Consider the following 18,234-nt stretch of genomic DNA (forward strand, 5'->3'; position numbering starts at 1 on the left):
CCTCCTTCCCCTCTCACGAGGGGAAGGAGCTGTTTAGAAATCCCAGTCCTCGTCTTCGGTGTTGACGGCTTTGCCGATCACATATGACGAACCGGATCCGGAGAAGAAGTCATGGTTTTCGTCGGCGTTTGGCGATAATGCGGAAAGGATCGCCGGATTCACATCCGCCATGCTGGCCGGGAACAGGGCTTCGTAGCCGAGATTCATCAGCGCTTTGTTGGCGTTGTAATGCAGGAATTTCTTCACGTCTTCGCTCCAGCCTACACCGTCGTACAGTTCTTCGGTGTAGCGGATCTCGTTATCGTACAAATCCTGAATCAGATCAAACGCCTGCTCCTTGATCTGACGCTGACGCTCTTCGCTTTCCAGCGCCAGCGCTTTCTGGAATTTATAGCCGATGTAGTAACCGTGAACCGCTTCATCGCGGATGATCAGACGGATCAGATCGGCGGTGTTGGTCAGCTTGGCGCGGCTCGACCAGTACATCGGCAGATAGAAACCGGAATAGAACAGGAACGATTCGAGGAACACGCTGGCGACTTTCTTCATCAGCGGGTCTTCGCCGTCGTAATACGACAAAATGATTGCGGCTTTGTTTTGCAGCGCGACGTTTTCCTCGCTCCAGCGGTAGGCTTCATCCACGTCCACGGTGGCGCACAGCGTCGAGAAAATCGAACTGTAAGAACGCGCATGCACCGCTTCCATAAAGCAGATATTCGAGTAAACCGCTTCTTCGTGCGGTGTCACCGCGTCCTTCATTAGCGTCGGTGCGCCGACCACGTTTTGCACGGTATCCAGCAGCGTCAGGCCAGTAAACACGCGGATCGTCAGCTGTTTCTCTTTTGCGCTGAGCGTCGCCCAGGACGGAATATCGTTCGACAACGGCACCTTTTCCGGCAACCAGAAGTTCGACGTCAGGCGGTTCCACACTTCCAGATCTTTATCGTCCTGGATTTTGTTCCAGTTAATGGCTTTGCTGACCGGCTGTGGCACTAACAATTGTTTTACTGCGCTCATCTTTTAAATCCTTTCAGTCGGTTACAGCGTGCAGGAAACGCAGCCCTGAACTTCGGTGCCTTCCAGCGCCATCTGGCGCAGACGGATGTAATAAATGGTTTTGATGCCTTTGCGCCAGGCGTAAATCTGCGCTTTATTGATGTCGCGCGTGGTGGCGGTATCGCGGAAGAACAGCGTCAGCGACAGCCCCTGATCGACGTGCTGCGTGGCTTCGGCGTAGGTATCAATAATTTTTTCCGGGCCGATTTCATAGGCATCCTGGTAGTAATCCAGATTGTCGTTGGTCATAAACGCCGCCGGATAATACACACGGCCAATTTTGCCCTCTTTGCGGATTTCTACGCGGGACACAATCGGATGAATACTCGACGTCGAATTATTGATGTAGGAAATAGAACCGGTGGGCGGCACCGCCTGTAAATTCTGGTTATACAGGCCATGCTGCATCACGGAGGCTTTCAGCGCCGCCCAGTCTGCGGTGGTCGGAATGGCAATACCGGCATCTGCAAACAGTTCGCGCACGCGCTCTGTTTTCGGCCGCCATTTCGCCGCCAGTGCGTCATCGACATATTTGTCGAAATACGCGCCGCTGGCGTAAGTGGAATCGCTGAAGCCTTTAAACGACTGCTGGCGCTCGATGGCGATCTGGTTCGATGCGCGGATCGCGTGGAAAGCCACGGTGCAGAAATAGATATTGGTGAAATCCAGACCTTCTTCCGAACCGTAGTAAATACGCTCGCGGCACAGGTAACCGTGCAAATTCATCTGGCCGAGGCCGATGGCGTGCGAATCCTGATTACCCTGATCAATAGATGGCACTGAGCGGATGTGGCTCATGTCAGACACCGCCGTCAGCGCACGAACCGCCATTTCGACAGTATTGCCGAAATCCGGTGAATCCATCGCCGAAGCGATATTCAGCGAACCGAGGTTACAGGAAATGTCTTTGCCAGTTTCCTGATAAGACAGGTCTTCGCCGTAGATCGTCGGCGAATTCACCTGCAAAATCTCCGAACACAGGTTGCTCATATTGATGCGACCTTTGATCGGATTGGCGCGGTTAACCGTGTCTTCAAACATCATGTACGGATAGCCGGATTCGAACTGAATTTCCGCCAGCACCTGGAAGAATTCACGCGCGTTGATTTTGCTTTTATGAATGCGCTTGTCATTCACCATCTCGCGATACTTCTCGCTGATGCTGATTTCAGACATCGGCACGCCGTACACTTTCTCCACGTGATACGGCGAGAACAGGTACATATCTTCATTATTTTTCGCCAGTTCGAACGTGATATCCGGAATAACCACACCCAGCGACAGTGTTTTAATACGGATTTTTTCGTCGGCGTTTTCGCGTTTGGTATCGAGGAAACGCAGAATATCCGGGTGATGGGCGTTCAGATAGACCGCCCCCGCGCCCTGGCGCGCACCGAGCTGGTTGGCGTAAGAGAAGGCATCTTCCAGCATTTTCATGATCGGAATAACGCCGGAAGACTGATTTTCGATGCGCTTAATCGGCGCGCCCACTTCACGGATGTTGGTCAGCATAAACGCCACACCGCCGCCGCGTTTGGAAAGTTGCAGCGCCGAGTTCACCGAGCGACCGATGGATTCCATGTTGTCTTCAATGCGCAGCAGGAAGCACGACACCAGCTCACCGCGCTGTTTTTTGCCGCAGTTAAGGAACGTCGGCGTGGCAGGCTGGAAACGGCCGGAGATGATCTCATCGACAAAATGCCCGGCGAGCTGAATGTCGCCGCGCGCCAGCGTCAATGCCACCATGCACACGCGATCTTCATAACGTTCAAGGTAGCGTTTGCCGTCGAAGGTTTTCAGCGTGTAGCTGGTGTAATACTTGAACGCGCCCAGAAACGTCTGGAAGCGGAATTTTTTGGCGTAAGCCTGTTTGAATAACGCTTTAATATCGTCAAAAGCGTACTGATCCAGCACGGCGGCTTCGTAATAGCCTTCTTCCACCAGATAACGCAGTTTCTCCGCCAGATTGTGGAAAAACACCGTGTTCTGATTAACGTGTTGCAGGAAGTATTGGCGCGCGGCCAGGCGGTCTTTATCAAACTGGATCTGGCCGTTAGCGTCGAACAGATTCAGCATCGCGTTAAGCGCGTGATAGTCCGGGCCGCGGGTGCCGGGGTCGGTGATTGCTAGTTCTGTCGCTGCCAAAATTCTGTTACTCCCTGTCTGACCTTTGCAACGTCTTCCGGCGTTCCCAGCAACTCAAAACGGTACAGGTAAGGCACCTGACACTTTTGGGAAATAATATCGCCGGCAATACAATACGCTGCGCCGAAGTTGGTGTTTCCGGCGGCGATAACGCCGCGGATGAGTGAACGGTTATGTTCGTCGTTCAGAAAACGGATCACTTGTGTCGGCACCGCGCCTTTGGCCGAACCGCCGCCGTAGCTCGGCACCACCAGAATATACGGTAAGTCCACACGCAATTTTTCAGGCTGACGATCTACCGGGATACGGATCGCCGGCAATCCTGTTCTGCCGACGAAACGATGGGTGTTTTCTGAACTGCTGGAAAAATAGACCAACGGATTCATCCGCCAGCCCTCAGAACGCGTTCTGGAGCTGGCGCAGGGCGCTGATTTTGTCCGGACGGAAACCAGACCAGTGATCGTCACCGGCCACAATCACCGGAACCTGCTGATAGCCCATCGCACGAACCTGGCCGAGCGCCTGCTCATCCTGAGTCAAATCCACAACTTCGTAAGCGATGCCTTGTTTATCTAATGCACGGTAGGTCGCGTTGCACTGGACACAGTCTGGTTTACTGTAAATAATAATGCTCATGATTCGTATTTCCATCTTGTAAGAAATCAGAGACAATTTTTGCCTTACCGCTGTGCGGCTGCTTCAGCCGGGGGAAAGGCGCGAGAGTCGGTGCCATCGTGGCGTCCCGATGAACTGAATACTAGATGTAGTGATTTGGATTTTCAACCACACAATATGTAGATTTTCTAAATTTGCTTATTGCAAAAGCGGCAAAGCCCGCAGGAAGCGGGCTGGCGAGGAAAAACTTTTTTCAGTTCGTTTTTTAAGCGGTCAAATTACTGGCGCATACCCACCGCGAGGCGGTTAAACGCATTCATCAGACCGATGGCGAAGGTCAGTTCCGAGATTTCCACGTCGCTGAATTGCGCTTTCAGCGGCTCAAAGGCGTTGTCCGGTGCGCCGGTAGCGGCAACGAATGTCAGTGATTCGGCCCACGCCAGCGCGGCACGTTCACGCTCAGAATACACGTGGCTGACCTGCCAGCCCGCCAGCTGATCCAGTTTGGTCTGCGTGACTTCCATTTTACGCAACGCTTTGGAATGCATATCCAGGCAATAGGCGCAGCCGTTAATTTGTGACACACGCAGGAACGCCAGCTCGATAATCACGTTATCCAGCGGACCGTTTTCCAGTGCGCCGAGCGCGGCTTTCATCGGTTCCATCACCGAAGAAGACAGGGAATAGTAAGGCAGGCGAAGTGCAGTCATGATGATTTCCTCTGGGCGTTTCGGGCTAAACAGCGACGCAGGGTGCGTCTCAATGACCGCTACTTTACGCTGCGTATGGTCTATACTACAGAGCCATAAAATGTCTCTTTAAGCAGGTCATGAATGAACCGTTTCGACCTTGCCTTTCATCTCGATCCCCGACACAAAGCACCGCTTTACCGGCAGATTTATCAGCGGGTGAAACAGGCGATCATGGCAGGACAGCTTAAACGCGGCAGCCGTGTGCCGTCGGTGCGGGCGCTGGCCAGCGAACTCGGCGTGGCACGCGCCACGGTTGAAAATGCCTATGGCTTGCTGATGGCGGAAGGCTTTCTGCAAAGCCGCGGACAGGCCGGAACGGTAGTCAGCGCGCCGGAAAGTTTATCCGCCCCCGCACCCTCGCCGGTCAGAGAAGATGCCGGGCGTAAACCCGTCAACCCGATGTTACCTTCCGTTTCTTCCCTGCCTTTCCAGCTCGGGCTTCCGGCACTGGATGCGTTCCCGCGTGCGATCTGGTCGCGCATTGTTTCACGGCAAATTCGTCACACCAGCATGAATGATTTAGGCCATCCGCCGCTGGCAGGGACGGACGTTTTACGCCACGCCGTCGCCCGTTATCTGCAACTTTCCCGCGGATTTACCTGCCGTCCTGAACAGATATTTATTTGCGGCGGCTATGCGCCGGTGCTGGATTTGATCATCGGCAGCCTGCTGCAACCGGGCGACGGCGTCTGGCTGGAAGACCCGGGTTATCCGGTCACGCAGGCATTTTTCCGTGCCGCCGGCGCCACGCCGATGGCGGTGAATGTTGATGATGAAGGCATGAATGTTCCGCAGGCGGTGGCGCAGTTTGCGAACGCACGATTTGCCGTGGTGACGCCCGCTCATCAAAGTCCGACCGGTGTGACCATGAGTTTAGCGCGGCGTATGGCCTTGCTGGATTGGGCAGCGCAGCAACAGGCGTGGATTATCGAAGATGATTACGACAGCGAGTTCCGCTATCACGGCCAGCCTTTGCCTTCGCTGAAAAGCCTCGATACGCAGGGAAGGGTGATTTACGCGGGAACATTCAGCAAAGTGATGTTTCCGGCGCTTCGCTGTGGATATGTCGTGGTGCCGGACAGTCTGGTGGAAAAAATCGAAGCGTATTGCCCGCTGCGAATTTGCGGAACGCCGCCTTTGGTGCAAAGCAGTATCGCGGAATTTATCGAGCAGGGGCATTTCTACCGGCATCTGAAACGGATGCGTCAGCTTTACGCTGAGCGGCGCGGCTATCTGGAAAAGGCGCTGACGGCGGCGTTTCCGGCGGACATATTACGTGTGAGCCAGCAGGTCGGCGGGATCCAGCTTTGCACCACACTGAATGCCACACTGGACGATGCGCTGATCGCCACAAATGCCCGTGAACAGGGGCTGGCAGTGCAGGCGCTGTCCGACTGGCAGGTTGAGCGCCACGTGAGGGGCGAGGCTTTACGTCCGAACGGCCTGTTGATGGGATTTGTGAATATCAGTTCGCAGCAACAGGCGGACGGGCTGGTGCAGCGGCTGGCGGCAGTGCTTGAAAACAGCCGCTGATCAGTGCGGCATTCGCCGCTATCAGCAGGTACTGGAGCTGGAAAACGGCTCTGATGATGGCGATGAATATGACTATTCTCCGGCGCGCGATGAGTGGCTGCTCACGTCTGGCAACCTGATGGCCGGAGTCAGCTATCAGCATCAGCCGTGGCGATGAAACGCAGGCATCTTCTCAACATAAAAAAGGTGACCTGGGGACGTTTAAATCCTGTCAGTCAAAGAGTTTTCGCGTTCATTTTTAACGTTAAAGGGATCCAAAAATAGAAAACGGAGCCCGGAGGCTCCGTCGTCTTTTTTTAGCAATCGCGCGGCAATGAGGGAGCCACGCGGATGTTTCAGGTTTTTAAGCCATATTCCCGACACAGGAGTGAAACATCGCAAATTGCCTTTTACGTTAGCGGCGTCCCAAAAGAACACCGATAACAATACCGATTGCGGCACCGGCACCGACGCCATACCACGGATTATCTTTCACATAATCATTGGCAGTGGCCGCCGCATCGCGTGCCTGCTGACTTAATTTTTCGCTGTTGAAACGCGCACGGGTTTCACGCAATACACCCTGTGCTTTGCTGCGGATTTTATCCAATTCATCCTTGGATTTATCACCTGCAGACTGAAGCACTTCATCCAGCGTGTCCGCCAGCAGGGTTACGTCCTGATCGATATTTTTTTCTACTTTATCTGTTCTCTTAAACATTCCGTCTCTCCTTGTGTGACTGTTGTATTAAGCATAGACCATAATGTTGTACCGGATGGTTCTTTAAGGACAAATGTCTATGATTGCGGACCTTTTCAGGCCATGGCACTGTGTCAGAAGTCAGGTGGGACGAGGGCTGGCGTGATGCGGCTCAGATTTCTCTGCAAAACAAAATCCGCGTTACAGCCGATAACATTTTTAGCCCGTTTTGAAGGCCAAACCTGTTTATACTGTTTATTCCACTCTCAGTGATCTCATTTTCGGGTCCGCCCATGTCTTTAAGTACATTGCGTTCTAACGCTCTGCTCAACAAACGCATTTTGTCGTTCATGCTGTTCACTTTCGTTGTTTATCTGACCATTGGTTTGCCGCTCGCGGTGTTGCCGGGCTTTGTGCATAACACGCTGGGATATAACTCGGTGCTGGCGGGGCTGGTGATCAGTGTTCAGTATTTCTCGACGCTCATCAGCCGGCCGCACGCCGGGCGATATGCCGATCTCCTTGGCCCGAAACGGGTGGTCATTTTTGGCCTTATTTGCTGCGGGATCAGCGGTATTTTTTACGCGATGGCGTTTTGGTTTTCGGCGTTTCCGCTGGCGAGTCTGCTGATGCTCTGTGTTGGCCGCATCTTTCTGGGTGTCGGTGAAAGCTTCGGCAGCACCGGAACTACGCTGTGGGGAATTGGTGCGGTAGGCGCGAAACATACCGCACGCGTGATTTCCTGGAATGGTGTGGCGACTTACGGCGCAATGGCCGTCGGTGCGCCGCTCGGCGTGTTACTCAACCATGCTTACGGGCTGATGGGGGTGGCGGTACTGATTATCGTCGCTGCCGCGTTTGCCGCCATACTGGCCAGCATGAAAGCCGCGATTTCCGTCACCGCCGGTAAGCGGATTGCATTCAAAGCGGTGGTCGGGCGCATCTGGCTGTATGGCCTCGGGCTGGGATTCGGCACCATCGGGTTCGGCGTTATCGCCACCTTTATTACCCTTTACTACGCTGATAAAGGCTGGAGCGGCGCGGCATTCACGCTCACCTTATTCAGCCTCGGATTTGTCGGTGCGCGCCTCGTCTTCGGCAACATGATTAACCGGTTCGGCGGCCTGCGGGTCTCACTGGTGTCCTTTGTGTTTGAAGTCGCAGGGTTACTGATGATCTGGCTGGGACACGATCCGTTGTCGGTGCAACTGGGCGCCTTTCTTACCGGTTCCGGCTTCTCGCTGATTTTCCCTGCGCTGGGTGTGGAAGCGGTAAAACAGGTACCGCCACAAAATCAGGGCACGGCGCTGGGGCTGTATTCCGCCTTTCTGGATCTCGGGCTCGGTATTACCGGACCGGTAGCCGGGCTGATTATTTCGCATTTTGGGACGCCGTCTATTTATCTTGCGGCGGCATTTATGGTGGTGATTGCCTGGCTGCTGACCCTCAGATTGTGGGTAAATACTTCGCGGCAATCTCCTGCTGAATAGCCCTTCAAATTGCAGGGTTAAGGCATTTAGATAAATCCTAAATACGCCGAAATCGGGGATAAACGCATTGTCTGGCAGAGTTATTGCGGTAAGGTCGCCTTGCGGTTAAAGAAGCGAGGAGCAACCATGTATTTACGGCCAGATGAAGTGGCACGTGTTTTAGAAACCTCAGGGTTTGAACGTGATTTTATTGATGATAAAGCTTACGGTTACCGCCGGGGCGAGCATTATGTGTATGTAAACCGGGAAGCGCGGTTTGGCCGGACTGCCCTGGTAATACACCCGGCGCTGAAAGAGCGCAGTGAGCGTTTTGCTGAACCCACAGCATCGTTTCGCAGCAGTGAAGCCTACAAGAATTTCCCGCTGGATGTCTCCAGCGACAATGAAACTTACTATGGCATTTGCCATGGTTTCAGTTCACGCCAGATCCTGGCGAGCTATCTGGACAACGTGTTCAGATAATCCGGCGACGGAACAGAAACAGACAGCGCTGATTTCACCAGCGCTGTTTCCTCAGGTTTTTATCTCATTTCAGCGGCAACAAAATATCGGTTTGCTGCGCATGCTCCGGTAATTCCTGATCAAGATGCAGGTAGCGGAAATAAACCGGAAAATCCCGTAATTCCTCTCCGCTGTGCGGCAACCATTCGCGATAAAGATAATAAACACTGTCACTTATCCGGTCATACGCTCCGACGTGTCGAACCACCGCGCAACGTCCACCCGGCAGCGTTTTGCCGATCACTCCCTGCGGATTTTCCGGCACGGTGCCATTAGCCTGCGGGTTAAGTTCGCCGCAGACATCGAAGCGGAATTCCTCGCCCGGCGTGACCAGCGGATCGTTATACGGAATACCGTAAGTGCCGCGCAGTGTGTAATCCGAAAGCCCGGAAGCTTTGCGCCATTCGATAAACGTTGCGACCGTATTGCTCACCCGCATCGGATCCCCGAGATGTTCCAGCACCGCGACCTGCATGGGTTCCACTTCAATGATTTTGACTTCCATATTTTCCAGCCTCTGCTGATTTTCCCTGCCGGGAAATTGAAAATGCACATGCCAGTCGACCCAGACAGGATTTTTGCGAAACTCGCTGGGGCTCAGGCCAAAAGTGTTCCTGAAGGCACGGGAAAACGACTCCGGGTTTTCAAATCCGGCATCCAGCGCGATACCAATCACCTTCTCGTGCGGGTTTTGTACCAGCCGGAACGAGGCGCGTTTCAGGCGCATCAGCGTGATGTAGCGGCTGACGCTGACCCCACAGAACTGGCTGAACTGCCGGTGAAAGTGAAAACGTGAGAAACAGGCGACTTCACTTAGTTGCTCCACGGTCATCGGACTGTCCAGATGCTGTTCTATATAGGTAAATACCTGCTGAAAACGTCGCTGATAAAGCTGGCTTTTGTCGTGATTCATTTCCTCTCCTTCATGGCGTTTACTTTGCCCGCCGTGTGAGGGGTTGTCCTGACTGAGATTGCTTTTTCAATGCAGCAGAAAAGAAAATGGCCCGGATAAGGGCCATTTCTGAGGCGAACCGGAACGTTAAACCAGATGGATTTGGTTATAGGTTTCGTTGTAGTCGCGGCGAAACTGCGCCAGCTCGAAGGGTTCGATATCCAGTTCGGCAAAATAGAACAGCGCCAGCTCGGCGTGTTCGCTGCTTAACTGTGGCGGCAGATGCGCGCGCACTAAAATGTTTCGCCAGCGGACGATATTCTCTTCCGAGGGATCTTTAATAAACGTCTGATAAATAAAAACAACATAAGCAGCTTTGCGGATTTCTTCAGCATAGCCACCGCTGATTGAGCGGATAAACATCTGGCTCTGACGTTTACCCATTTCCAGCAACATGGAATCGATATAAACCGGCTTTATTTTCAACAGACTGGCGAGAGAATCATTCGCTTTACGGGTATCTGCTGTCATAAACCAATAACCCACAATAAAAACCACAACAATTGCAGCAAGCATAATCCATATCATTCTGGACTCTGGCCTCCGGCCTTTTCTGGCGTGATGTGAAAGGTGCATGCAACACCCGATGCTGCGAGTTTATCTGCTAATCAGGGTAAATACGTGAAGGAGTGACAAAGAATTTTCGCTTCGTGAAGGTGCTGAGCCTTCACGAAGCGGGGTTTGGCCCTAATGAGCCGGTGTTTGCTGGCACAGATACTGATAAATTTGCTGAGTATCTTTATCCGAGCACAGACGCGTACCGATATTGAGTGTTGCCGCGCTACCGGCGGCCACGCCAAAGCGAACCATGTCGAGTAAATCAGCCCCTTCGGCCAGTTTGAGGGTCATCGCGCCGACCATGCTGTCACCTGCGCCAACGGTACTCATTTTTTTCACCGGCGGTGGGACAACCTGGAATGAGCTGTTCGCGTCCACGGCCAGCGCACCTTGTGGCCCCAGAGAAACGACCACGCGTTCAGCACCACCGTCACGGATAATTTGCTGAGCTGCCGCCAGAACATCCCCCGGATTTTCCAGAGAATGCCCGACCAGCGCGGCCAGTTCATTCTGGTTCGGTTTGACCAGCGCCAGCCCGCCGAGCTTCAGGCCCGCGGCCAGTGCATCACCCGAACTGTCAAGAATGCAGCGTAAACCGGCTTTCTGCGCTTTCCTGATTAACTCTGTCAGTGCCGTAATGTGCGTGCCCGGTGGCAAACTGCCGCTGATGACCAGTATTGAGCCGGCAGGGATCTTTTCGATTTTCGCGCTAAGGCCCGCAAATTCAGCCTCCGTAAGTCGTGCGCCCGGCATAACGAAACGATACTGTTCGCCGGTATTTTCGGTGTGAACGTGCAGGTTCTGGCGGGTCCAGTCCTGGGTTTCCAGTGTGTCTGTGGTGATCCCCTCGTCGCGCAGCAACTGAACCAGATGTGCACCTGTCGGGCCTCCCGTCGGAAATAATGCGGTAGCCTGGCCGCCCAGATAAACAATGGCACGCGCTACATTGATACCGCCGCCGCCGGGTTCGAACACGGGGGCCGTACAACGCAATTTACCTTCCGGGTAAATCTTAGGGGTGAGAGTGGCACTGTCGAGCGAAGGTGCCAGTGTGAGTGTGACTATTTTGGTCATTATCGTTCCCTCAATTTTCCAAAAACTGAATTCAGGTTAGCATCCTGACCTGTTTTTGCAGCACCTGATTGGCGATTTAACGCGCGAGATCAAACTCCCTTGCGGTTCAACATAATGTCACTGTAAGGTCACTCCATGTTCATTGAATCAGTATAAAAACGCATGAACTTTTAAGGAGTGAAAGATGGCCAGAAACATTGAGATCAAAGCCAGAGTAGATGATTTCTCTGCGCTGTATGAAAAAATCGCGCTGCTTTCCGATGGATTGCCGGACATCATTGAGCAGGACGACACTTTTTTCGTGTGTCCGCACGGACGCCTGAAATTGCGCACATTAGCGCCTGATCGCGGCGAGCTGATTTTCTATCAGCGTCCTGACAAGGCGGGACCGAAAACCAGCTTCTACACACTTTCAGAAACGCATGATCCTGACAGTCTGCGCGAAACTCTGACGCTGGCCTATGGCGCTGCCGGACGGGTCATCAAACAGAGGACTCTTTTTATGATCGGACAAACCCGTCTGCATCTCGACAGGGTAAAAGGGCTGGGCGATTATCTGGAATTCGAGGTTGTGCTTGCGGATGATGAAACGCCTGAGCAGGGCATTGTCATTGCAGAAGACTTACTGGAAAGGTTGGGGATTGACCGCCAGGAACTGGTGGATCAGGCGTATGTGGATTTGCTGAATGCGAAAGGCAAACACCTTCACGAGTAAATTTATAATCACCGCCTTCATATCAGGAAGGCGGCAATAGGTTGAAAGTTACTTCGTTTCTTCCAGCGAATACGGCAGCGGCTGAATGCTCAACTGGCTGGTCGCGTCATCGCGCACCCGCAGACTGGCATCGGCTTCCAGATCGTTATTCAGCACGGCCTGAACCCAAAGCGTGCCGTCGCTGAGCTGAACGGCTGCCAGAACGGTGCCGGTCCGGCGCCAGTTTTCACCCAGTTGCAGTTCGAGATCGTCCGCCGGGGCAGGCACTTTGCTCGCTTTGCCTGCCAGCCAGTACAATGCACGTTTGTTCGCACCGCGGTATTTTGCTCGCGCCACCATTTCCTGCCCGGCGTAGCAGCCTTTGGTAAAGCTGATGCCATCGAGCGCATGAATATTGGTGGCCTGCGGGATAAACTGCACGGCGTTGGCGGTATCAATCACCGGGAATCCGGCTTCGATATCCAGCGCCAGCCATTGCTGGCTGTCGTTGCGTTGTGCCTGTTCACCCAGTTCTTCCACCACCTGACGGGCTTTTTCCGGGCTGGTGACAATCAGATAACGTTCGGCTGGCAGGGAGAAATGCAGCAGTGTGGTTTCATCTTGTTGTACGACCTGCTGTTCAGCCGTTGGCAAGGTTGAAAAAAGCCCGGTCAGAGCAGCACTGGCCTGAAAACCTGCCACACCGAGTAACACCACATCATCATCGGCAGTGAACGTCACTTTAGAAAATACGGCGTACTTTTTGATTTCTGTAAGCTGTGTGTCGCGCAAATTGCGGCGTTCAATAAACGCCATACCATCGCCACGCTTGAACAGGCGCAAATTACTCCACATTTTCCCTTTCGCATCACAGTGCGCACAGAGAATATGCTGATCGGCAGCCAGCGCATCGACATCCGCAGTGACCTGGCCTTGCAGGTATTTCACGGTGTCTGCGCCGGTCATGGTCGCCAGTGCCCAGTCTTCCAGTGAAATCAATGTCAGCGGAAGGTGCGAAGACGCTGAAGGTTTTTGCGGTGGAAAGGGAAATTCGTTAGCCATTTTCTAATCCCGGTCAATGAAATGTGACTGATGCCCCATGGTAAAAGAGCCCATCCGCTTTGAAAACAGTTATTGGTGCCTTTTCCAGGACGCCTTCCAGAGAATGTAAGACAAACGACAGGTTTGCATCAGGTTTTCCAGCACATCACAGAGATTGACAAAACAGGGCACTGAAAAGTTACGTCCCTGCGCAACGGGCTGTTAGAATCGCTTTCTATATAAAAGAATTCTCATTCTGTATCCTAAAAAAGAGTCTTGTTATGGAAAGCAAAAACCAACTGGATATTAATAATCGTTCCCGCGTTCACTGGGCCTGCCGTCGTGGCATGCGCGAGCTGGATATCTCCATCATGCCGTTCTTCGAATATGAATATGATTCGCTGAGCGAGACCGATAAAGAAGTATTTGTCCGCTTGCTGACCTGTGATGATCCGGATCTGTTCAACTGGCTGATGAATCACGGCGAACCGAAAGACACYGAATTGCAGCGTATGGTCGCCCTTATTCAGACTCGAAACAAAGCCCGTGGCCCTGTGGCGATGTGATCTCAGGGTGTCCTGGCGCAGTCAGCTTATTTCACTGGGATGTTACGGTGCAGTGATGTTGCTGATTTTGCTGGCACCCTGGCCTGCGGGTTACTGGCCGGTATGGATGACGTTGCTTTTGCTGGTGTTGTTTGAATGCATCCGCAGCCAGCGGCGTATTACAGCACGCACAGGTGAAATGATCCTGCTCGAGGATGACCGTCTTTTATGGCGCGGCCATGAATGGCAGATTAAACAGCCGGTATGGATGATAAGCCACGGCGTACTGCTCTCGCTTCGTCGCGAAAAACGTAAAGGCGGGCTGGCGCAGGCGATGCGCAGTTCAAGGCAGCGGTTATGGCTGGCGTCGGACAGCATGAGTCTGGAAGAGTGGCGGCGGTTGCGACAGATATTGCTCAGTGGCACTCCGCGTAGCCCGGTAAAACCGGGCTGAGAGGGGCATGTCCATGGAAGGCTGACGCCGTGTTCTTATGCTGCGTTAAAGCAGGGCGTCCATTTCCAGCAGGATCTGTTCGCACCATTGTTGCAGGCGCTCTTCGGTGAGATCGAACTGGTTCACATCATCCAGAGCCAGCCCGACGAAATGCTTGCCGTCCGCACTCAGCGGTTTCGGGCTGGTAAACTCAAAGCCTTCTGTCGGCCAGAAACCAATGAAATGCACGCCAAGGGGAACCAGCTGATGATAAAGCATGCCGAGCGCGTCAAGGAACCATTCGCCGTAGCCGAGTTGGTCGCCCATGCCGTACATGGCGACGATTTTGCCGCGTAGTTTCAGCGTTGGGAGTTGATTCCAGACCGCTTCCCAGTCTTCCTGGATTTCGCCAAAATCCCATGTCGGGATGCCCAGGATCAGGATGTTGTAATCTTCCATTCTGTCGGGATCAACATCTTTTATGTTATGCAAATCAACCAGTTCTTCGCCCAAAATATCGCGGATTTTTTCCGCTGCCATTTCGGTGTAACAGGTGCTGGAACCGTAGAAAAGTCCGATCTTCATACTTGCTGCCATAACGTTATCAGAATACGAATGGCAGCCAGTGTAGCAGATTTGGGCGCATGAAAGGCATAATGGCCGTCGTGAGTAAGAGGAGTCGGGATGCCAAAACAAGATAATGCGAATCCTCAGGATGTTACGCCTGAGCCGGTGACACCAGCGGTTAATGAGGCCGATCAGAGCCTGACTGAGCAGTTTCTGGATATGCTCTGGATTGAGCGCAATCTCGCGGAAAATACGCTGTCATCCTACCGTCAGGATCTGAAATCATTGCTGGGCTGGCTGCATCATAACAATACCGATCTCCTGCATGTCAGCGCCGAAGATTTACAGTTGTTCCTCTCCGAGCGCATTGAGGGCGGATACAAAGCCACCAGCTCAGCACGGTTGCTTAGCGCGATGCGTCGCCTCTTTCAGTACATGAACCGTGAGTCCGTGCGTCAGGATGACCCGACCGCGCTGTTGTCTTCGCCTAAATTACCGCAACGCCTGCCGAAAGATCTCAGTGAGGCGCAGGTAGACGCATTGCTGGCGTCACCGAGTGTCGATGTGCCTCTTGAACTGCGTGATAAAGCCATGCTGGAGCTGCTTTACGCCACCGGTTTGCGTGTTTCGGAACTGGTCGGGCTGACGCTCAGTGATCTGAGCCTGCGCCAGGGTGTGGTGCGGGTTATCGGTAAAGGCAACAAAGAACGGCTGGTGCCGATGGGCGAAGAAGCCGTGTACTGGATCGAAAATTATTTCGAACACGGCAGGCCGTGGCTGCTGAACGGACAATCGCTGGATATCGTGTTCCCCAGCAACCGGGCGCAGCAAATGACACGCCAGACGTTCTGGCATCGCATCAAACACTATGCGATTCTTGCGGGCATTGATGCAGAGCGGTTGTCTCCCCACGTTCTGCGCCACGCTTTCGCCACCCACTTATTGAATCACGGTGCGGATCTGCGCGTCGTGCAAATGTTGTTAGGTCACAGTGACTTATCGACCACACAAATCTATACCCATGTAGCGACTGAACGACTCAAACTGCTACATCAACAACATCATCCCCGTGCATAACAGGCCGGAGAAAAAGGACGACATGATGAAAAAAGGTTTAATGCTGCTGACACTTCTGGCTGCGTGTATGAGCTCCGCGGTCCATGCTGATGAAGCAGCAATCAAAGCCACGCTGGGCAAACTGGGCATGAGCCATGCCGACATCCAGCCTTCGCCGGTAACCGGCCTGAGTGCGGTTTCTACCGACAGCGGCACCCTTTACATTACCGACGACGGCAAACACGTTTTGCAAGGCCCGCTGTATGATGTCAGCGGCAGCCATCCGGTTAACGTCACCAACAAAGCGCTGGTGAAGAAGATGGATGCGTTACAAAACGAGATGATCATTTATAAAGCCAAAAACGAAAAGCATGTGATCACGGTGTTTACCGATATCACCTGCGGCTATTGCCACAAGCTGCACCAGCAGATACAGGACTATAACGATCTTGGCATAACCATCCGTTATCTGGCCTTCCCGCGTCAGGGGCTGAATTCCAAAACCGAGAAAGACATGCAATCTATCTGGTGCACAGGCAACCGCAAAACCAACTTTGATGCGGCAATGCGCGGCGATGACATCACGCCGGCAACCTGTAAAACCAGTGATATTGCGAAGCAATTTGAGCTGGGCGTTCAGTTCGGCGTGACAGGCACTCCGGCCATCGTGCTGGCAGACGGAACTTTGATCCCTGGTTATCAGCCGCCGAAAGAAATGGCTGCCATGCTCGACCAGCAGGATCCTTCACATAAAACCGGTGGTTGATTTTTCGTGACCTTGCAGACTCAACTTCGCCGTCGTGAGGCGGCGACTGGCGTGGATCTTCCCGCCGAACTCTCCCCGCTGTTACGCCGGCTGTATCTCGCCCGCGGTGTGACACAAAGCCAGGAGCTGGAGCGCGGCGTGCGCGGTATGCTGCCTTATCAGCAGCTTGATGGCATTGATACTGCCGTTGCCTTGCTGCAAAAAGCGCTGGCTGAGCGTCTGCGCATAATTATCGTTGGCGACTTCGATGCCGATGGCGCGACCAGTACGGCGCTGACGTTGCTTTCCTTGCGCAGCATGGGCTGCGGTAATCTGGATTATCTGGTGCCGAACCGTTTTGAAGACGGTTATGGTCTCAGCCCGGAAGTGGTTGAACAGGCGGCGTCGCGCGGTGCAGAGTTGATCCTCACCGTCGATAACGGCATTTCTTCTCACGCGGGCGTGACGCTCGCCCATGAAAAAGGCATTCAGGTGCTGATCACCGATCACCACTTGCCGGGCGAAATATTGCCGGATGCCGAAGCGATCATTAACCCTAATCTGGTCGGTTGCGAGTTTCCGTCCAAATCGCTGGCGGGTGTCGGTGTGGCGTTTTATCTGATGCTGGCGCTGCGCAGTGCATTACGCGAAAGTGGCTGGTTTGAACAAAACGGTCTGGCGATCCCCAATCTCGCGGAGCATCTGGATCTGGTGGCGCTCGGCACCGTCGCGGATGTCGTGCCGCTTGATACCAACAATCGCATCATGGTGTATCAGGGGCTGAACCGCATTCGTGCCGGAAAATGCCGTGCGGGGATCCGCGCGTTGCTGGAAGTGGCCGGGCGCGAAGCCCGTACGCTGTGCGCCAGTGATTTAGGTTTTGCGCTTGGACCACGGCTGAATGCCGCCGGACGTCTTGATGATATGTCGGTTGGCGTGGCGCTGTTACTCAGTGAAGACATCGGTCAGGCGCGTGCGCTGGCAAGCGATCTGGATGCGCTGAATCAGACCCGCCGTGAGATAGAGCAGGGCATGCAGGTCGAAGCGCTGGCGCTGTGTGACAAGCTGGAAAGCAGTACCGACGCGCTGCCGTTCGGGCTGGCGATGTATCATCCTGAGTGGCATCAGGGGGTGGTCGGCATTCTGGCATCACGTCTGAAAGAGCGTTTTAATCGCCCGGTGATTGCGTTCGCACCGGCGGGTGAAGGCATTCTGAAAGGGTCCGGTCGTTCGATTGCCGGATTGCATATGCGCGATGCGCTGGAACGTCTCGATACGCTTAATCCCGGTCTGATGATGAAATTCGGCGGACACGCGATGGCAGCCGGTTTGTCGCTGGAAGAGAGCAAGTTCGACGAATTTCGTGATCGTTTCGCTGCACTGGTCGGTGAATGGCTGGATCCTTCGCATCTGGAAGGTGTGGTCTGGTCGGATGGCGAGCTGTCGGCCCGTGAACTGACGATTGATACGGCTGAAATGCTGCGCGACGGCGGCCCGTGGGGACAGGCGTTCCCGGAACCGACCTTTGACGGCAGGTTCCGTATCCTGCAACAGAAACTGCTGAAAGAGCGTCATCTTAAGCTGATGATTGAACCCGTCGGCGGCGGTCCGTTGCTCGATGGTATTGCTTTTAATATCGATCCGACTTTCTGGCCGGACAGCAGCATCCGCGAAGTGCAACTGGCCTACCGGCTGGATATCAATGAATTTCGGGGAAATCGCAGCGTTCAGTTGATTATCGAACATTTATGGCCGAAATAAGCGATTTACGCCGGTAATAAACCCTGCAAAAAAACGG

General features: G+C 53.7%; 21 protein-coding genes. 10 read left to right on the forward strand and 11 right to left on the reverse strand.

Going from position 1 to position 18,234, the window contains the following annotated elements; all coding sequences use genetic code 11:
- Positions 1–33 precede the first annotated feature (33 nt).
- The 5 genes from nrdF to AC1DUO_RS10495 form a co-directional block, all read right to left on the reverse strand.
- The gene (gene nrdF, locus AC1DUO_RS10475; protein WP_013574094.1) at positions 34–1,017 is read right to left on the reverse strand and encodes a class 1b ribonucleoside-diphosphate reductase subunit beta; all 984 of its coding nucleotides are present in this window, start codon (positions 1,015–1,017) and stop codon (positions 34–36) included.
- A gap of 21 nt (positions 1,018–1,038) precedes the next feature.
- Positions 1,039–3,201 carry a class 1b ribonucleoside-diphosphate reductase subunit alpha gene (gene nrdE, locus AC1DUO_RS10480; protein WP_477987261.1) on the reverse strand — a complete coding sequence of 721 codons (2,163 nt, stop codon included), beginning with the start codon at positions 3,199–3,201 and terminating at the stop codon, positions 1,039–1,041.
- Complete coding sequence (gene nrdI, locus AC1DUO_RS10485) at positions 3,183–3,587, reverse strand: class Ib ribonucleoside-diphosphate reductase assembly flavoprotein NrdI (protein WP_013574096.1); 405 nt, start codon at positions 3,585–3,587, stop codon at positions 3,183–3,185. The genes nrdE and nrdI overlap by 19 nt, the downstream gene beginning before the upstream one ends.
- 10 nt (positions 3,588–3,597) lie before the next feature.
- Positions 3,598–3,837, reverse strand: a complete 240-nt coding sequence (gene nrdH, locus AC1DUO_RS10490) for a glutaredoxin-like protein NrdH (protein ID WP_013574097.1) — start codon at positions 3,835–3,837, stop codon at positions 3,598–3,600.
- Between the two features lie 257 nt (positions 3,838–4,094).
- The gene (locus AC1DUO_RS10495) at positions 4,095–4,526 is read right to left on the reverse strand and encodes a carboxymuconolactone decarboxylase family protein (RefSeq protein ID WP_112152333.1); all 432 of its coding nucleotides are present in this window, start codon (positions 4,524–4,526) and stop codon (positions 4,095–4,097) included.
- A gap of 123 nt (positions 4,527–4,649) precedes the next feature.
- Here AC1DUO_RS10495 and pdxR point away from each other — a divergent pair, with 123 nt between their 5' ends.
- Positions 4,650–6,101 (forward strand): MocR-like pyridoxine biosynthesis transcription factor PdxR, encoded by a 1,452-nt coding sequence (gene pdxR, locus AC1DUO_RS10500; protein ID WP_015689407.1) that lies wholly within the window; start codon positions 4,650–4,652, stop codon positions 6,099–6,101.
- Positions 6,085–6,258, forward strand: a complete 174-nt coding sequence (locus AC1DUO_RS10505) for a hypothetical protein (RefSeq protein ID WP_165497379.1) — start codon at positions 6,085–6,087, stop codon at positions 6,256–6,258. The genes pdxR and AC1DUO_RS10505 overlap by 17 nt, the downstream gene beginning before the upstream one ends.
- A gap of 237 nt (positions 6,259–6,495) precedes the next feature.
- Here the strand turns inward: AC1DUO_RS10505 and AC1DUO_RS10510 are convergent, their stop codons facing one another.
- Positions 6,496–6,801, reverse strand: coding sequence for an ElaB/YgaM/YqjD family protein (locus AC1DUO_RS10510; protein WP_013574100.1), 306 nt, complete (start codon positions 6,799–6,801; stop codon positions 6,496–6,498).
- Positions 6,802–7,073: 272 nt separating this feature from the next.
- On the opposite strand from AC1DUO_RS10510, the gene AC1DUO_RS10515 reads away from it, so the two are divergent.
- Positions 7,074–8,270, forward strand: coding sequence for an MFS transporter (locus tag AC1DUO_RS10515; protein WP_121020181.1), 1,197 nt, complete (start codon positions 7,074–7,076; stop codon positions 8,268–8,270).
- A 126-nt stretch (positions 8,271–8,396) separates the two neighbouring features.
- Positions 8,397–8,732: a DUF2002 family protein gene (locus AC1DUO_RS10520; protein WP_013574102.1), complete on the forward strand. Its 336-nt coding sequence runs from the start codon at positions 8,397–8,399 to the stop codon at positions 8,730–8,732.
- Between the two features lie 64 nt (positions 8,733–8,796).
- Here AC1DUO_RS10520 and AC1DUO_RS10525 read toward each other — a convergent pair whose 3' ends face one another.
- The 3 genes from AC1DUO_RS10525 to pfkB form a co-directional block, all read right to left on the reverse strand.
- Entirely contained in the window at positions 8,797–9,684 is an 888-nt protein-coding gene (locus AC1DUO_RS10525) for an AraC family transcriptional regulator (protein WP_477987266.1), read from the reverse strand.
- A 126-nt stretch (positions 9,685–9,810) separates the two neighbouring features.
- Positions 9,811–10,251 carry a DUF1198 domain-containing protein gene (locus AC1DUO_RS10530; protein WP_013574104.1) on the reverse strand — a complete coding sequence of 147 codons (441 nt, stop codon included), beginning with the start codon at positions 10,249–10,251 and terminating at the stop codon, positions 9,811–9,813.
- 159 nt (positions 10,252–10,410) lie between these two features.
- Positions 10,411–11,355, reverse strand: coding sequence for a 6-phosphofructokinase II (gene pfkB / locus AC1DUO_RS10535; RefSeq protein ID WP_112152335.1), 945 nt, complete (start codon positions 11,353–11,355; stop codon positions 10,411–10,413).
- A gap of 184 nt (positions 11,356–11,539) precedes the next feature.
- Between pfkB and AC1DUO_RS10540 the strand changes: the two genes are divergently transcribed.
- Positions 11,540–12,070 (forward strand): class IV adenylate cyclase, encoded by a 531-nt coding sequence (locus AC1DUO_RS10540; RefSeq protein ID WP_013574106.1) that lies wholly within the window; start codon positions 11,540–11,542, stop codon positions 12,068–12,070.
- Positions 12,071–12,118: 48 nt separating this feature from the next.
- Here AC1DUO_RS10540 and ygfZ read toward each other — a convergent pair whose 3' ends face one another.
- A complete protein-coding gene (ygfZ, locus tag AC1DUO_RS10545; RefSeq protein WP_217147211.1) occupies positions 12,119–13,111 on the reverse strand; it encodes a tRNA-modifying protein YgfZ in 993 nt (330 codons plus the stop codon).
- Positions 13,112–13,389: 278 nt separating this feature from the next.
- Between ygfZ and sdhE the strand changes: the two genes are divergently transcribed.
- Entirely contained in the window at positions 13,390–13,656 is a 267-nt protein-coding gene (gene sdhE / locus AC1DUO_RS10550) for an FAD assembly factor SdhE (protein ID WP_037035260.1), read from the forward strand.
- A complete protein-coding gene (locus tag AC1DUO_RS10555; protein WP_112198031.1) occupies positions 13,637–14,089 on the forward strand; it encodes a protein YgfX in 453 nt (150 codons plus the stop codon). Before sdhE ends, AC1DUO_RS10555 begins: the two co-directional genes overlap by 20 nt.
- A 45-nt stretch (positions 14,090–14,134) precedes the next feature.
- Here AC1DUO_RS10555 and fldB read toward each other — a convergent pair whose 3' ends face one another.
- Positions 14,135–14,653, reverse strand: coding sequence for a flavodoxin FldB (fldB, locus tag AC1DUO_RS10560; RefSeq protein WP_013574110.1), 519 nt, complete (start codon positions 14,651–14,653; stop codon positions 14,135–14,137).
- 99 nt (positions 14,654–14,752) lie between these two features.
- Between fldB and xerD the strand changes: the two genes are divergently transcribed.
- The 3 genes from xerD to recJ are packed head-to-tail and all read left to right on the forward strand — an operon-like array spanning position 14,753 to position 18,197.
- Positions 14,753–15,712, forward strand: coding sequence for a site-specific tyrosine recombinase XerD (gene xerD, locus AC1DUO_RS10565; RefSeq protein WP_072012276.1), 960 nt, complete (start codon positions 14,753–14,755; stop codon positions 15,710–15,712).
- Positions 15,713–15,737: 25 nt separating this feature from the next.
- The gene (gene dsbC / locus AC1DUO_RS10570; protein WP_013574112.1) at positions 15,738–16,457 is read left to right on the forward strand and encodes a bifunctional protein-disulfide isomerase/oxidoreductase DsbC; all 720 of its coding nucleotides are present in this window, start codon (positions 15,738–15,740) and stop codon (positions 16,455–16,457) included.
- A 6-nt stretch (positions 16,458–16,463) separates the two neighbouring features.
- Positions 16,464–18,197, forward strand: a complete 1,734-nt coding sequence (gene recJ, locus AC1DUO_RS10575) for a single-stranded-DNA-specific exonuclease RecJ (RefSeq protein WP_013574113.1) — start codon at positions 16,464–16,466, stop codon at positions 18,195–18,197.
- Positions 18,198–18,234 lie beyond the last annotated feature (37 nt).

The sequence above is a fragment of the Rahnella sp. P4_A8 genome, from assembly GCF_056402435.1.